Below are 16,070 nucleotides of genomic sequence, written 5' to 3'. Positions count from 1 at the left end.
AATTTTATGCTTATACCTTCATTGGATTGAATTCATCAGCTCATAGAAATATTTGGATTCATGAGTCTTATTAAGACTATACCAAGCATCTAATGTTTTTGAAGAAAACACATCCAGAGCTTTCAAGACGTGCACAGAAAATTCCAACGGAGCTATTCCAGATGCAGTGATCAGTTTTCCTTCAGTTACAGCAGACTCCATTTTGTAATACTTTTCGCCCGTGTAAGTGGGACAGATCATTTTAAGGTATTCCAGATCATTGCTTGTATGCCAACGTGAATTCAGCAATCCTGTCTGGGCAAGTGCCATTGTAGCACCACAAATCGCTGCAACCAATACACCTTCCTTTAAACACTTCTCAACGACTTTTAAGATGGGTTGGTGAATTGTTTCTGTCCATGTATCTCCACCGGGCAAAATCAATGTATCTGTGCTTTCAATGCTGCACTCATCCAGTTTGATGTCAGGCAGTATTTTCAATCCGCCCATTGTAGTCACAGGAGTTTTTTCAATTCCCACGGTAACTATTTTTGATGGGGCCAGCCCCTTCTTATAATATCTTCCCGAGTTCAGTTCGGCAGTTAAGTAACCTATTTCCCAGTCTGACATGGTGTCAAACACATAAAGATATACCGTATTATTCATTTGCAAGTTCTCCTCATTTTACAATTCATCAAGTGATACCAACCATTCATCGGTAATCAATGATTATCATCATTATAAAATAGCTTCACTGACATCCGCTGTCAGTGAAGCTATTAAAGTTGATAATATTCCATTAACTCCGACGCAACAGCAACAAGTTTTTCCTTCAAACTCTGTGGTTCGATGACTTGAATGGATTTCCCGTAGGATAGGAGAAAATAAGGGACATATGCATGAATTGATTTTTCCTCAAGTAAAAAGATTGCTTGATTTGATGTCCGCTCTTTCAGATGATGCCCCAAAAACCAATGCAGGCATAAGTCATCCAATGCCTCTGACCTGCCTTCGATAATTAAAGAAATTAACCCGTCCTTGCCCGCTAAATCGGGTAACAGATTTTGCATGAAAAATTCACGGGCCGAAAAAGCTTCGGAACGCTTAAATATTATTTGAGTACGCTTGATTTGTAGAATCCGGTCTGCCCGAAAGCTGCGGATCTCATTCCTTAGGTGGCAAAATGCAACAGTATACCATTTATTATTCCAGTAAACCATGCCATAGGGGTCGATCACCCTATTCTTGGGTTGTTCTTCATGGCTTGTGCGATAATCAATTTCTACAGAGAATTCGTTTGCTACAGCCTGCTCCAATTCCGCCAATACCGGCTGAACAGAAGTGCCTCCCCTGCGGTTTATAACTTCAAATCCGGCTAAATGACGGCTAAGTATACTTTCCTGCTCCTGATTCGAATACATTTTCAATTTTGATGTCGCATTGCCTAATGCCTCACTCAAAGGGTATCCGGCTTCTTTTGCAAAAACAGCAGCATGAAGGAGTGCCTTTTTTTCCTCAATATCAAATAGCAGAGGTGCTCTGATAAAATTATTCAGCAAGCTATACCCGCCATTATGACCTGTGTCGGATATTATAGGCACTCCACTGGCACATAGTGCATCAATATACCGATAAACTGTCCTTATATTTATTTCTAACTTTTCGGATATTTGTTTTGCAGTCATTTTTACGCCCGAATTCAGCATCCATAGAATTGCCAGCATATTATCGTTTTTTGGCATAACATGAACCCTCATCTTTTATTAAAGATCTCACTAAATTATTAGCTTTGTGAATCGCAAAATCTAATTTCTTAAGCTATGAATTTGGAAATAAGGGATACTATTATTTTATTAACTTTTCCTACATGTACTTTATAATAATAATCTTCTTTTTTCTGCAGCCAACCTTTGTCCTTCCAGAATTTAAAATCAGCCAAGTCTTGAGGTGCACTTGAAAATGCTTTTTGCTGCATTTTAAATGCTAAAAGTTTTAAAAACGATGGCTTTACAGGCTTTGTATCAATTAATTTTTTATAGAATACCTCAGTTTGCCTAATTAATTTATTCGTTTCCTTCTTCAATTTCTTCTCATTTTTTTCATGTGGCGGAGCAAAGGTTACTCCTACTTTTGCACAGGTTATAAATCCCATTGTACCAAGCATAAAAGACAAATACGAAGCAACGAAGCTAAGACCAACTGCTCCCGTTGACACTACTATCATTGCTTTTTTTTCATGGAAATCTGGTCGATGGCAGCGGTAAGCAAAGCGGTCCAGAAAGTTCTTCATTATCCATGATACATTATATGTATACACCGGCGTTGCAAATATAACTGCATCAGCCTGTTTCATTTTTATTTCCAGGCTGTCTCTATCATCCTTTAACGGACACTTTTCTTCTCCCCTTTCGATGCATACATAACATCCTTTACAGGGTTCAAGCCTGATCCTGCTTAGTTGGATATACTCAAATTCAATTTCATCATTCTTTTCATTCAATTCTCTTTCTATTTGATTAACAGTCCTATACGTATTTCCATTTGATTTAGGACTCCCGATTATTGCAAGTATTTTCAATCTTCACACCTCCTTGGCTTTTTAATGTTTCAACTTTCAAAAAGAAAAGGCATGATAGTAATCACTCTCACGCCCTAACCCCAATATATTCCATTCAACCATACTCTACCATAACTATTTTTCAGCTGTTTCTCTTTGCAACAGGACTATGGACTCCACATGTGACGAGTAGACAGTGACAACAATTCAAAATTGTGTCCACAGATTGGTGTTTGCCTCTAATCACTAACCGTGTGGGTTTTGTTTGAAAACGAATGTATGAAGGCTAAACTACAGTTGAACCGTAGTTGATTATAAGCTGGATGGCAAAGCATTAAGATACATCATAATACAATCTTTATTTGTTTTTAATGCGTCTATTGTTTTTGGGTGTGGCTGTTTATATACAACAGGATAATCCAACTCATCGTATTCTCTCCGTACCGAGAAAGCTAGTTTTTCTTTGTCTAAAGAGAATTCGGAATTAACACCTAGCTTATTTCCACGAGCATCCAAGCGAATCCATCTTCGGATAGATTTAAGATAAACCGCATTTAAAGCATGAATGCAGTATCCCGTATCCGGTGTATCTCCTATTGTAAGTCTTTGATAACAAAAACCAGTCGGAATCCCTTTGTTTCTTAAAATAGCACATAACAAATTAGACTTAGCATAACAAATCCCTTCTTTAAAAAACAATACTTCCGAGGCTTTACATGTTATTCGTGAACTTTGAATATCCCATGAATGCGATATTTCGTCGCGAACAAATTCGTAAGCCTTTTTCACAAAATGGTCTTCGTCAGTCGATGTTGAATATAATTCCGATGCTTTTTCTTTAATAGATAGATGACTATAATCAACTTCCTCTGTTTCTGTTAAATAATCTTCTAATGAATTCGAATCAAATGACAAGTTCATCTCCCGCTCACCTTCAAATGTTTATTTGTATAGCAAAAGTTTCTTTTTCAACTCTGACAAATCCACCAGATGGCAAGAATAATTATGCACTAAAACGAGTTATTATTCAATATTGATCATCAGATTCCCCGGCCTTAGCTTGGTAATAATAGAGCAGTCCTAATCATATTTTTATAAAAGAAAACCATAAGAAGGAGGTTAAGTTAGTTGATAAAAGTTAAAGTTAGATTACGGCCCATTGTTAGTAAGATAAATTTGCCCACTGTTTTGAAAACAACTATACTTCCGGGTGACTCAATCGAAAGATTATTTATTGCAACCCAGGTAGGAGAGATCTTTTGCATAGGAAATGGAGTAATAAGGACTTTTTTGGATATTCGCCCGCGAATCCTAAAATTAGGCATCTCTAGTGGTGGATATGATGAACGGGGACTATTAGGACTAGCGTTTCATCCCCAATTTTATTATAATGGCCTGTTTTATCTTCATTATTCAGTAGCTGGAACACAAGGATCAGGTGCTCTTCCAGGTGCTTTTGAATCGTTTAAACCTAACCCGTGTGACCCCAATACCTTAAACCTAAAGTGGATAAATAGGGATATTCAATATGATCATATTGATACAGTTGAAGAATGGATTTTACAATCGAATGGTCAGCCTCAAAAACGACGGACACTACTTTATTTAAGAAGACCATTTTTAAATCATAATGGTGTCAATAGCTTAAACTTTTCACCTGAAACAGGAAAGCTTGTTGTAACAACCGGAGATGGCGGGTCAGGCTATGATCCATTTAATTTAAGCCAGGATGATATGGAAATGGCCGGCAAAATAATTGAAATTGATGTAGCTAAGAATACATATATCGATAATCCTCCCGTAGTTACACGTTTTAATGAACTTCCCGTACCCATTCAGGAAACGCTTACGGTGATTGCCAAAGGGGTTCGCAATATACCAGGTATTTCGTTTCAACGGTATTATAATCAGTATATCAAATATGTGGGAAATGTCGGACAGGATCTGGTAGAGTCCATTTTTTCATTCGTTCATTATAAACCAATACCGGTTACCCGGCTTGTTCAGGGTATTTTAATGAACTCTGAACCTGACCAGGAAGGATTTATTAACTTTGGCTGGCGGGGATGGGAAGGTGCTTTTCCTACTTCGCTAATAAGGAGCTGCTCTGCAAATTCGACTTTGGATGAGAAAACAATTGCTTATTACGATGAAGCAGTAATAACTTCCGTACAGCGTCTTCAGCCTCTAATTAGTTATTTTCATAAAGATCCCAGGTCTGATAAGTTTGGAGCAACTGCACTTACAGGAGTCCAGCCATATATGGGGAACCAAATCCCAGAATTAACAGGAAGCGTTGTGTTTACCGATCTGGCTCGGAATGAAGAATCCCAACCTCCGGTTAGAGGAGTTTTAGCTTACACCAGAGTACGAACAGATTGTAAACTAAATGATTTTAGCGTTATAGAAACCGATTATAATTTTGGGTCTCAATCCGCTTATTATGTCAGTTTGGGAACGAATCTGGATCAAACCAGACTATATTTAGGGGTTTATGGCTCTATGAAGGTGGCTGATTTTAACCAAGGTACTGTATATGAAATTGTTCCATGATTTATAGGATCAAAACTGCTTGAAAAAGTCGGATGCCAACAAATTTCCATATAGGCGCTAGGGTCTACAGTGGCCCTTAGCGCCCGGATACAGCAAGCTCCCGTCGGCACGTCCAATTCATGCATAACGAGGCGAAAGTGTTCAGGAAGTTCGTCAGACCGTCCAGAAAAATTTCGTAAAAAAACTCAAGTAAAGGTGAACTTGAGTTCTGAAATGTATTCAATTAGATTAATCTTGGCCCTACTACTCCCTCACCAGCAACGCACAGCACTCCACATGTGTAGAGTAAGCAGAGTCAACATAAATAATAACAATTAATGGGGGCAACCTGGACGCATTTTTTGAGAAACACCATATTAAATCCTCCTAAAAAGCCGCTTGATCTCAGGAGTGAATACCTGAACTTCTCGCGGCTCTTGGCATAACTTTCTAATCCCTCGTGTTTTCGATTCGTCTTAGGTTCTCAGTGTCCCGAGCTGGAGATGAACCGAAGAAGCGAGAGTACTCCCGATTGAACTGTGAGGGGCTTTGATAGCCAACATGATATGCGGCACTTGCTACTGGATAGCCCTCAAATGCAATGAGGTTCCTGGCCTCCAAAAGCCTTAATTGCTTTTGAAATTGAATAGGACTTAAACCCGTTGCCCTTTTAAACTGACGGTGAAAGGTATTTATAGCCATACCGGATTTTGATGCCATCTCGCCAATGTCTATTGGACTCATAAAATTACCGCGAAACCATTTTACAACTTGGTAAATTCTTGATAAATTACTTTCCCGCAGACCAAATTGCCTCAGATACCATCCTTGTGGTCCCATCAGAACGCGGTAAAGGATTTCGCGCTCATAAGCTGGCGCAAGAGCTGGAATATCTCTTGATGTCTTCGATAATCGCAATAAGCGCAGCCATGCCTCCATAAGTTCAATATCCATGGCACAGGCTGCGAAATGCCCGGAAGCAGTCGGTAGTAGATTCTCAGGGAGATCTCTTAATAAACTCTGAAGAACATTCTGATTCAACTTGAGACCAAGTGACATGTAAGGACGGCCATAACGGTCTGGATGTACACTCGCCGTTGCAGGAACATGCATCGGCAACACGTAATATGATGGCCCTTCCAGGTCAGTGCTACGCTCCCCGATGGAGAGAATCTTTGTTCCTTGAACCGTGAAACCAATCATCGGCTCGTAGAGCGCTGCGAGTTGATGAGCGGGGATGTCTCCCTTAATCATACTTAGCCCCGGTACTCCGGTCTCACTCTGCCTAGTGCCTGCGTCTTTCATCAGATCAATGATTTCATCAAGGACGTTATTCATGCATTTAGTTTATCATACGACTTCTTATCCCTCAACAGGGCGTTATATAAATCGGTATTTTTGGGTTACTCCCATGTCGAATATAAAGAATAATTCGTGCAACTTGAAAAGTATCATGGTGTTTTTAGGCAATCCAAAGGCATTTTCAGGTCTATTTTATTGCCACAGATGCGACTAAAATTTAAGTCAGATCGAACACAAAATAAGGAGGATCTTATGAAAATTGCGATTGTAACAGGTGGAAGTAATGGCATTGGAAAAGCGACGGCACTTGAGCTTGGCAAGCGCGGAATTAGCGTCATTCTCACATACCATTCCTATAAGGACCGGGCAGAAGATGTCGTAAAGGAAATTGAGAAGAATGCAGGCGTCCGGGCACTCGCACTGAAGCTGGATCTGACTCGAAAATCAACATTCGAAGGCTTTATTCTAGAAGTGAAAAAGAGCCTCCAAGACATTTGGAACAGAAACACTTTTGATTACTTAGTTAATAATGGCGGTGTCGGTGGGCCCATGATGTTCACTGAGATGAGCGAAGAATACTTCGACATGATTCTTAATACGAACTTCAAAGGACCGGTTTTTCTAACACAACAACTTGTCGGATTCATGGAGGATGCTGGAGCTATTGTAAATACCACGAGCTCATCTAAAAATCAGTCATTTCCGGGCTATTCCGTCTACGGCTCGTTAAAAGCAGCATTCTCAACTTGGACTCGCTACATTGCCAAAGAACTTGCCCCTCGCCAAATTCGGGTAAACGCAGTTTCGCCCGGCCCTACGCACAGCAATTTTGGCGACGGAGTATTCGATAAACATCCTGAATTCATTAAGCCGCTGGCTGAGCAATCTGTATTTGGCAGAATCGGCCAACCCGAAGATCTGGCGAAGGTCATTGTGAGCTTATTGTCCGATGACTTCGGCTGGGTTACAGCCCAGGACATTGAAGTGTCTGGCGGACATTTGCTTTAAAGTAAGCTATATTCCCCATGTAATGTACGGTTCGAAAGAACAATTAATGCGCAGACTGCTGTTTAGCCCGGACAAAAAGGGGGTGTCCCATCGTCATGATCATGACTTATGGGACACCCCTTCATTTTGCATCATTCTCGGGATCGCCTATCCGTTACGAACCATTAAAACGACAGCCTCCACATGTGTTGAGACGGTGAAAAGGATATATGCCTCCCCTCTCCAATCCTAACACTTACAATTGCAATTATGTTTAAATCCCCCACTCTTATACAATCTTCCATATATACACATTGAAAACACCCCATGTAATGGGTCATTTTGTAAATTAATAATCAATTTCAACCGATATATACATATGCTGGACTCTTATTTAAAGATTTCCTCTTGTCTCCAAATATTCAAGCAGAACCTAACGTCTTAATAAAAAGGGGGCTTTCTATGAACTACCTGGACGAGCAGATTCTTAGTCTCAAAGCTAAAGTTATGGATCAGGCGAAAGCCAATAACGATGATTTGCAATCCATTCTATTTCAACCTCTGGAATCCGAACAGAACGGCTCACTCTCTGAAGAAGCCAAACTGTTTCATATTGGAAATGATCATTTCATATTGGAGCCAAGAACGATTCTGGATGGGCAAATTGCCGTACACATTCCCAAATCGTTTAACCTCATGCCATTAGAAGAGGCCACCTTCAAATATCCTTCGGAGCATCGCCCCAAGGTTATTTTCACCTCCCCAGAGGGGACAATCAATATCACCTTTAATCCTACAGAAACGTCCTTGGAACTCGAGGAGCTTCCTGAGTTTATGGAGCAAATGGCGGACGTTCTACGGTCCGTGCAACCGATTCGCAACTGGATCGGTACAGAGTTGATCGTCAATCGTTCCGGTCTTACCATCGGGGTGGTACGTTTCGTATCAGCAGGTGTAGACGGTAATCTATACAACGAAATGCTGCTGTTTATCCAAGAGGGATGCTTAAATCTTGGTAGCTTCAACTGTATGGAATCTGACATGGACGCTTGGCTGCCTGTAACGGAACACATTGTGCAATCCCTCCGTATTCTTCCGCCTTCTTCCCATCCCGCGTCTAATAAAGGAGTGGCTTCATTATGAGTTTAGGCTACGACAATATTCAAATTCACCCGTATGAGCGGGTTGTTCTGGAGCAGCTTACCCTTACCAAAAAAATCAACGAGCATACCCGGCTTTATTTTACCGGGATGATCCCGGAAGATGTTCAGGACAGCTATGTGGAAAGCACGGAGAAAAATACGGTCATCGAGTTAAGCCAACGGGATGAATCTGGGGGAAGCAAGCCTCTTTTCAGTGGCATTCCGCTGTCGGTCGAGGTCAAGGTCGTGCGGGGTGTATACTTTCTGGAGGTGGAAGCTATCTCCCATACGTACCGGATGGATATCAAGCGGCGTACCCGTTCTTTTCAAAATACCAAATTGACAATCCCTCAAATGCTGGAGCAGATCGGAAAAGATTACGAAGGCCTTGATGTCATCGATGGAGCGACAGGCGGAGAAGGTATAGAGAAGATTGCCATCCAGTATCAGGAGACGGACTGGGCCTTTCTGAGACGCATGGCTTCCCGTTATCATACGAGCTTAATGCCTGTGGCCCGTTTTGACAGTCCTAAATTTTATTTGGGCATTGAGGATAGCCCTGCACAGAAGGTACTGGATCATACCCGTTATACCGTGCGTAAGCAGATGCTGCCATTTCGTTATTTTCAGGAGAATGATCAGGCGAAGCTGAGTGAAAATGATTTTATTTTTTATGAGGTGGAGACGGATGAAGTTCTGGATTTAGGGGCTCAGATGACCTTTCAAGGGCACAGCCTGTATGTGGTGGAAGCCTACACCGACATGAGCCAGGGACAACTTCGGCATCAATATGTGCTTGCTTCGTACCAGGGCTTGCGGCAAAGAAGCTACTACCAGGAAAAGCTGGCAGGCGCTTCGTTAAGCGGTATCGTGCTGGACGTTCGCCAGGATCAGGTACGCATCCATCTGGATTGTGATGATAAGCAGGATGTGGACAAGGCGCATTGGTTCAACTATTCAACCGTGTATAGCGGCGGCGGGCTTACGGGCTGGTATGTCATGCCGGAAAGGGGTGACCCCGTCTCTCTCTATTTCCCAGGTAGCCGTGAAGAAGATGGGATTGCAGCCAGTGCCGTCAGACGGGCTGACCGTAACAATACGCATAACAAGTTTAACAATCCGCAGATGAAAATATGGCGAACCCCGCATGGCAAGGAAATTCGGCTGGGGCCGGATGAACTGGTTGTTACAGGTAAGGATGGTTCCATTTTTATCAAGCTGGACGACCGGGAAGGGATTCATATTGTGAGCAGCAAGCAGGTGAGTATCTCGGCAGGCGGTAACCTGAGCCTGTCTGCGGGTAAAACGATGAGCCTGTCCGCAGGCAGTGAGCTTCGTATGGATTGCAACGGCAGTCATATTCAATTAAGCGGCTCGGCAGATATGAAGGGCAGCGAAGTCAAATCCAATTAGCTTTAGGGGGTGATTGAATACAGATGGAACAGCCTATCGATGAGTTGGAGCAACAACAAGCCATCTTAAATCAGGCATGGTCACTGACCCGCAGAGACTGGGCATTGAAGTTAAAAGCAACGCTAGAACAACGGATTCAAGTCTGTGTAGAGGAGTTTCGAAGGTACTGTGTAGACATTCGGCAAGAGCAGCTTCAAGGACGAAAGGGAAAAATCGGTTACATCACCTACTCTATGCTGCGTACCACATGGCTCGAAGAGCGGCCCGCCTATCTCGTTGAGACTTCGGATGTCTTATGGCTGCTTGATCCTGAACCCGTCCGGTTTGAATACGGTACACAGTGGGCCTTCTCCTATTGGCGCGAATTGCAGCAGCTTGTGCGAACCGAGGCAGAGAAACAGCAAGTTTCTCTATCGGCTTATGCACTTGAGCGGCTCATGCTGGAGGCAGCAGTGCATATCCATGCGCTCGTTGTGAATTTGATGCGTCGGGCGATGAAGCAGGCCGTGTGTTTGCCGGAATTTCAGGAACTGCAGCGGGAAGAAACATTCGAAATTCGTGTGGCAGAGTATCTCGATCAAAGTGTGTCCGTGTATAAAGAAGATCGCAGACCGATGGAATCGAATGTCATTCGGGATTGGCTGGAGGAAAAAGAAGAGCATGCGTACAGCTACCAGGCATTGACCCAAGTTCAACTGCCGGATGGAGATTACAGCCAGCTGGATTTTCGTTATACCGCTTTTCGTCAGGTTGGAATGGAACGCAGCCGCCTTCATGCTTGTGTCTTAGTGGGAAGCGTCTGGCGAGATTGTCGATTGGAAGAAACCGATTTTACTTACAGCTTGCTTCACGGAGGTGATTTTAGAGGTTGTTCCATGAATAATGCCATATTAGACGTCGTTATAGGCGATACGGGAGACGGTTCAACTTCTTGGCTCGATTGGGAGCCATTAGGATTTAGTGGTGTGGATTTTTCGGGAGCGAGCTTGCAAGGAGCTTCTTTTAGAGAGGCTCAGTTACAAGGAGCTGTTTTTCAAACTGCCTTACTGCAAAACGCTTCATTTATTGGGGCCGATCTAACGGGTGCCAGTTTTGCCGAAGCCGATGTTACCGGAGCTTCTTTTGCAGGTGCTCGTTTGGCAAAAGCCGATTTTACAGGGGCAAAGGTACAGGGTGTGCGTTTTACGGAGGAGCAGCTAGGCGAGGCCATTGGCTTGACAGAAACGACCACGTCCTCCCCCTCCCTGCTTCGGCCTGCGGATATAAGCGTGGCCGATGTGACCAGTAAAGGTGGGACAACTGCCATGAGATACTTTCGTCTCATGACGGACGAGCGTGTTCAGCATCGGGTGGAACCGGCTTCTCTGTCTCCTTTACAGATCGAGAGCATCATGTCGGATCACCGATCTCAAACGGAGGACTCCCCCCTGTTTTTAACTGTACATACAGATTCACAGACCGTATTTCCGGATTTTCTGGAATTCCCTGTCCCGCTCGTATCCGATCCTATGAAAGAATTATTGGAAAAGGTTGTTCCGGGGCTGGAATGGAAAGCAGCTATCCTCACTGATTTCCAACGAGCCAGACAAGAGGTGTATTGGGTGCCTCGTCCTCCGAGGCTGGATTGCCTTTCCTCACAGACCGAGTGGCATCCCAATCACACCTTGAAGCATCTGGTGCTCCAATACGGGAATATCGAATCTCCTATTTTCCGGATTGCCGGCCTGATGGAGCCTTACGTCTACATCGACCTTGCCGTAGCGGAGTGTCTGCTGCGCCGTCCATTTATAGGGGTACGCGTACAACGGGTGGAGATGGCAACGAAGGAGGAATGATCTCAAGTGAAAGAAGCGAACGTGCAACCAGGAACGGGCGCCAAAAAGAGCTACGTGGTAGCAGGCGCGATTTTAAGCTGCAGCTACGGTACCCAGCCTGTCCGTTTAAAGCGTCCTATTAGTCACGGAGTATACGTCAAAAACAAAGCGCAAATGAATATCGGGGATTATGTGCCGGGAGTGAACATCCCGCCTTTTGGAAACTGCTCCAGTCTGCTCAATCCTGCTGTACAAGCCAGTCAGATGGTCGATATCTATGGGGTCAAGAAAGCCCCGTGCGTCCCTGTCCTCACCATGCCCTGGCTGAACGGAAAAAGCGACATGAGGATCGAAGGCCAGCCTGCGTTGACGCTAAATTGTACACACCATTGCTTGTATAACGGACAGATCCGCATTGAAAATGACGGGCAGGAGCTGGACTAACCGCTGAACCGGACAATAGCCCTGCAATGCCAGAAAGGAGACACGAACTTATTTGAGCCTATTGTTAGCCGAGATTGGCTATGAAAGCCTCCGCTTTTACGGCCCCTTTCAGCCGCAACGTATCGAGCAACTCCAAATCCACAGAGCCATCAACGAGCATGCTTATTTACAGATGACAGGCCTCCTGTCCGAGGAACAAGGAGCCGCATGGATCGGACAAGCTATGGAGCAAGAGCCGATTGTCATTCGCCAGTTGGATGGGCAAGGACAATCGCTAAGAATACTGTTCCACGGGATCATCACACGCATGTCCGTACATTGTGTACGGGGAGTCTATACCTTTGAACTGGAGGCCGCCTCGCATTCGTATCAGATGGATATCCGGGTGAAAAAGCGTTCCTATCCGAATGCTCACCGTACCTATGAGGATCTGGTCACCGCGCTGGTACGTAAGTATGCGTACGGAGATCTGATTGATACCCTGACCCATGATGCCAAGCTGGATGCATTTGTTTTACAATATGAAGAGACAGACTGGGCCTTTTTAAAGCGTCTCGCCTCCCGCTTCGGTTCCGTGCTGGTGCCGGAGGTGACCGCCGCGTCACCCAAGGTTTTCTTCGGAATGCCGGAAGGTGAGCCGCACAAAGTAGAAGAGGAAATCTCTTATCAGGTACGCATAACGTTTCATGAACCCGGCGCAGGAAAACCGGGGGAACGCGCTGGCTCGTATGTCACCTATACCTTTGAAAGTCTGCAATATTATGCGTTAGGCGACCTCCTTGCGTTACCGATCGGGCAGGGCAAGGAGCTGGCCGTCGTGCGGGCGGTCACCACGTTAGCAGATGGCTTACTGCGTACCCGTTACGATCTGCAAGCCGAGCGGGATATCCGCTATGCCCGGTACGAGAACGACCGGATCACCGGGATTTCGCTAACGGGAACGGTGTTAAAGGTCCAGCAGGATTTTATGCAGCTTCAACTGGATATTGATCCTAAGCAAGACCCAACCAAAGCCTGCTGGTTTCCGGCAGCAACCCGCTATGCCGCGGAAGAGCATAGCGGCTGGTACGATATGCCCGAAATCGGGGAACGAGTGAACTTGTATCTGCCGACAAACCGGGAGCAGGATGCTTATGTGACCGATTCCCTCCGCCAACAGCGCCACGTCCATGGCCCACCGGATGTAAAGGTGTGGCAGCACGCGCAAGGAAGCGGTGTGGAGATGTCCGGGCAAGAGCTGACCCTTTCCACCTCGGGTGAACTTTCCATTATTTTGAACGAGGATAGCGGCATCACGGTCAGCAGTCCGGGGAATGTACAGATTCAAGGGGGGCACGTGAACCTTAAGGCGGGTCAGCAGCTGTCGCTAGAAGCTGGAACCGCCCTGTATCTGACAGGCGGTTCCAGCAGCATGGTGCTGGATGGTGAAACGGATTTCAAAGCTCCGGTGATTCATCAGGAAGGGACGGTCAAAGCTCCGGTCTTCGTAGCCGACCTCCCTCCGATTCCGGAACCGCCGTTAATGAGCATCCAGGCCTATCAGGCGGCACAAGCTGCAGCAGCCGCTCAGGCGTCATCCGGCAGCCCGGCCCCTGCTCCTACTCCTGCGGCGAAGGTCACCAGCCCGGCCGCGCAAAAGCAAGCCGATGGTTTGCTCGGTGCGGTGTCCAAGCTCTTAGGCTCCATTCCGGTCGTCGGGAAAGTGGCAGGAGTGCTCTTAAATACGCTTGGCGGACCTGCGGGTAAAGTAGCCGCAACGGTGTTGCAAGTCACCGGTGCGATCCCTGTTCGAAGCACGGGAACGAGTCGTGCAGGAGGCGGCGCAAAAGGAGGCTCGCATCCGCTGAAACACTTGGCGGGCCTGGCGCTACAGGGACTCATCGGCCACTACGAGCATGAGAAGGCCAAACAAGCCTACTACAGCAAATGGATTTGGGGAAAGGTGTTTACGAGTGCGCGTCACATCGCCCATTCCGGCGGCCCGCTGGAGCTTATGAAAAACCTGCTGAACGAGGCAAATGCCCTGCAACAAGCCTATCACCAGATCCCTGCTGAGGTGAGAAGCCGCTGGAAAGCCAGCTATGACCGCTATATGGCACAGCAGCCGAAGCCACAAGCGGAGAAACCTAAGTCCTGGTGGGAACGCTATCTGGAAGAAATGGGGCGCAGCGCAATAATAGAAGGACAAGTAGCCATAGATCAGGGAGACATATTACGTGATGTGTTTAAGGAATCCGGAGACAGCCTAATCCAATTAGGAAAAGGAGTTTATTATGCCGCAGCAGAAAGGAATCAAAAAAAATTCGATTCAGTTAGCGCATTTTTGGATTACTTGTCGTTAGGCATCCCTAAAGGGATGTATCTAAGTTATGTGGAAAGAGCCAATAAGGCATTTGATTCACCAATTGACACAGCCAATTGGCTGACCCTCGGATTCCACGGCACCATTCGAGAAGCCATGTTTCCTGAAGATGCTTGGTCACCCGAGCATTGGTCGAATATCATTAATACATTAGGGATCATAGAGGGAGGCAGCTTATTCTTTAATCCTAAATCTCTATTGAAAGACACTGTCCCCGAAATCCAAACAGCAGAGTCATCCCAAGCTTTAAATTCGAAGCCTGTGAAAGAGGCTGAGGGGACGCCAAAAGCTCCTGAAAGATTTGGGGAGCCTCCTGTTGAAACAAAACTAAAAATTGATATAGCGACAGAAAAGAAGGCAGAATTGATAAGAGCAAGTGGATTGGATAATATTGAGGAATTTGCTAAAAACACAGGCCTTAGTATTGAGGAAGCTAAAAATCTAAAATCCCATATGTTTTTAAATGAATATGAATTGTGTCATTATGATCAACAAGGGCTTTATTATTATAAATCAAGACTCACCCCTGACTCAGAAGTTGTATATGCGTTTACTAAAGCGCAAGCTGGAGAACTAACTCCTCAAGGTAAGGAATGGTTCAAACAGTTAGCAGCACATGAATTAGCAGAAAAAAAACTAATGGAGAGTGGTCTTAATTATCGACATCCCGACTCATGGGATGGCACGAAATTTACAAATGATCCACCTGGTGCTCATGACTTGGCACCTAAGCAACCCGATTTTGGCTCATTCCCAGGGTATGAGGAAAATGTCGCTAAATTTTATAATCTCAAATGGAGTGAACTGTATGATTGATTTCTTGGAAAAGGCAATAACACGTATTTCAAAAATTGCTTGGGGAACTTCTGAAACAAAAAAGAAATCAAGTGAATTTTTAATTGCCGAGTATTTGAGGAGAAGTTCACTATTTTTAGAGGGGTATTCATTTGAATCGGGACCTTTTTTTAGTCCTGCAAAAGTGTTGGGTTCTAATCTGGATTTAGAGGATTATATAACTAGTATTTTTTCTGAATCAGGTAAACCAAATCTATTATGTAAAACAATTTGTTTACGTTATCTTGAATGGGTCTCTTTAGTTGGGGAAGGAAAAATAATAAATGGTGAATATCAAGATATTTACGAGCCATTGATTAAGTATTTTGAAAGGGGGGGAACTCTTAGACTTGATCAGGGTATCTATTTGGATTATGGGTTCGGTGCATTTCCTATAGATAATTGGCGTGAACGATATTCAAAGTTACATGCTATTGATATTTCAGACGAAAATTTAGATAACGTTGATATTGAGAGTAATTGAAATGTGAATTTTTTATGTTTACAATCCTAAGAGCAAGATCGTACAAACCAAACACAAAAAACTTGACAACCAAGCTTGATAAACTTTCAAAGGCTTATTCCACTTGAACAATGAGTAGGAATGAGCTTTTTTGCATGCCCAAAAATCAAAGGAGGACGAAACAAAATGGCAAAACGTGAATAGGTAGTAGAGGAAACGGTGCGTTCGATTGCTCAGGCAC

Annotated in this window: 13 protein-coding genes and 1 pseudogene; 9 read left to right on the top strand and 5 right to left on the bottom strand. The window is 44.5% G+C overall.

From position 1 onward, the window contains the following. Nucleotides 1-18: 18 nt before the first annotated feature. From PDUR_RS04780 to PDUR_RS27760, 4 genes are all read right to left on the bottom strand, one after another. Nucleotides 19-645, bottom strand: a complete 627-nt coding sequence (locus PDUR_RS04780; RefSeq protein ID WP_042205309.1) for a type 1 glutamine amidotransferase family protein — start codon at nucleotides 643-645, stop codon at nucleotides 19-21. A gap of 113 nt (nucleotides 646-758) precedes the next feature. Beyond that, nucleotides 759-1,721 carry a helix-turn-helix transcriptional regulator gene (locus PDUR_RS04775; RefSeq protein ID WP_042205308.1) on the bottom strand — a complete coding sequence of 321 codons (963 nt, stop codon included), beginning with the start codon at nucleotides 1,719-1,721 and terminating at the stop codon, nucleotides 759-761. Nucleotides 1,722-1,792: 71 nt separating this feature from the next. After that, the gene (locus PDUR_RS04770; protein WP_042205307.1) at nucleotides 1,793-2,557 is read right to left on the bottom strand and encodes a flavodoxin family protein; all 765 of its coding nucleotides are present in this window, start codon (nucleotides 2,555-2,557) and stop codon (nucleotides 1,793-1,795) included. Nucleotides 2,558-2,848: 291 nt separating this feature from the next. Next, entirely contained in the window at nucleotides 2,849-3,457 is a 609-nt protein-coding gene (locus PDUR_RS27760) for a transglutaminase-like domain-containing protein (protein ID WP_081949390.1), read from the bottom strand. 207 nt (nucleotides 3,458-3,664) lie between these two features. On the opposite strand from PDUR_RS27760, the gene PDUR_RS04765 reads away from it, so the two are divergent. Beyond that, nucleotides 3,665-5,089, top strand: coding sequence for a PQQ-dependent sugar dehydrogenase (locus PDUR_RS04765; protein WP_042205306.1), 1,425 nt, complete (start codon nucleotides 3,665-3,667; stop codon nucleotides 5,087-5,089). A gap of 429 nt (nucleotides 5,090-5,518) precedes the next feature. Here the strand turns inward: PDUR_RS04765 and PDUR_RS04760 are convergent, their stop codons facing one another. Continuing rightward, nucleotides 5,519-6,406, bottom strand: a complete 888-nt coding sequence (locus PDUR_RS04760) for an AraC family transcriptional regulator (RefSeq protein ID WP_042205305.1) — start codon at nucleotides 6,404-6,406, stop codon at nucleotides 5,519-5,521. Nucleotides 6,407-6,622: 216 nt separating this feature from the next. Here PDUR_RS04760 and PDUR_RS04755 point away from each other — a divergent pair, with 216 nt between their 5' ends. The 8 genes and pseudogenes from PDUR_RS04755 (at nucleotide 6,623) to PDUR_RS29665 (ending at nucleotide 15,850) form a co-directional block, all read left to right on the top strand. Further along, on the top strand, nucleotides 6,623-7,378 hold the full coding sequence (locus tag PDUR_RS04755; RefSeq protein WP_042205304.1) for an SDR family NAD(P)-dependent oxidoreductase: 756 nt from the start codon (nucleotides 6,623-6,625) through the stop codon (nucleotides 7,376-7,378). A gap of 441 nt (nucleotides 7,379-7,819) precedes the next feature. Continuing rightward, nucleotides 7,820-8,500 (top strand): hypothetical protein, encoded by a 681-nt coding sequence (locus PDUR_RS04750; protein ID WP_042205303.1) that lies wholly within the window; start codon nucleotides 7,820-7,822, stop codon nucleotides 8,498-8,500. Further along, nucleotides 8,497-9,912 carry a hypothetical protein gene (locus PDUR_RS04745; RefSeq protein WP_042205302.1) on the top strand — a complete coding sequence of 472 codons (1,416 nt, stop codon included), beginning with the start codon at nucleotides 8,497-8,499 and terminating at the stop codon, nucleotides 9,910-9,912. The genes PDUR_RS04750 and PDUR_RS04745 overlap by 4 nt, the downstream gene beginning before the upstream one ends. A gap of 23 nt (nucleotides 9,913-9,935) precedes the next feature. Further along, nucleotides 9,936-11,141 (top strand): annotated as a pseudogene (locus tag PDUR_RS04740) (pentapeptide repeat-containing protein); the annotation flags it as partial. Nucleotides 11,142-11,216: 75 nt separating this feature from the next. Beyond that, a complete protein-coding gene (locus PDUR_RS04735) occupies nucleotides 11,217-11,747 on the top strand; it encodes a hypothetical protein (protein WP_042209074.1) in 531 nt (176 codons plus the stop codon). A 6-nt stretch (nucleotides 11,748-11,753) separates the two neighbouring features. Next, a complete protein-coding gene (locus PDUR_RS04730) occupies nucleotides 11,754-12,170 on the top strand; it encodes a DUF4280 domain-containing protein (RefSeq protein WP_042205301.1) in 417 nt (138 codons plus the stop codon). A 52-nt stretch (nucleotides 12,171-12,222) separates the two neighbouring features. Next, the gene (locus PDUR_RS04725) at nucleotides 12,223-15,348 is read left to right on the top strand and encodes a type VI secretion system Vgr family protein (RefSeq protein WP_081949389.1); all 3,126 of its coding nucleotides are present in this window, start codon (nucleotides 12,223-12,225) and stop codon (nucleotides 15,346-15,348) included. Then, the gene (locus PDUR_RS29665; protein WP_233277479.1) at nucleotides 15,341-15,850 is read left to right on the top strand and encodes a hypothetical protein; all 510 of its coding nucleotides are present in this window, start codon (nucleotides 15,341-15,343) and stop codon (nucleotides 15,848-15,850) included. The genes PDUR_RS04725 and PDUR_RS29665 overlap by 8 nt, the downstream gene beginning before the upstream one ends. Nucleotides 15,851-16,070: the final 220 nt, after the last annotated feature.

This window comes from Paenibacillus durus (assembly GCF_000756615.1).
Taxonomy (GTDB): Bacteria; Bacillota; Bacilli; order Paenibacillales; family Paenibacillaceae; genus Paenibacillus_AQ; species Paenibacillus_AQ durus.
The sequence above is the reverse complement of the archived record's forward strand: the minus strand, read 5'-3'. Positions and strand labels throughout refer to the sequence as shown.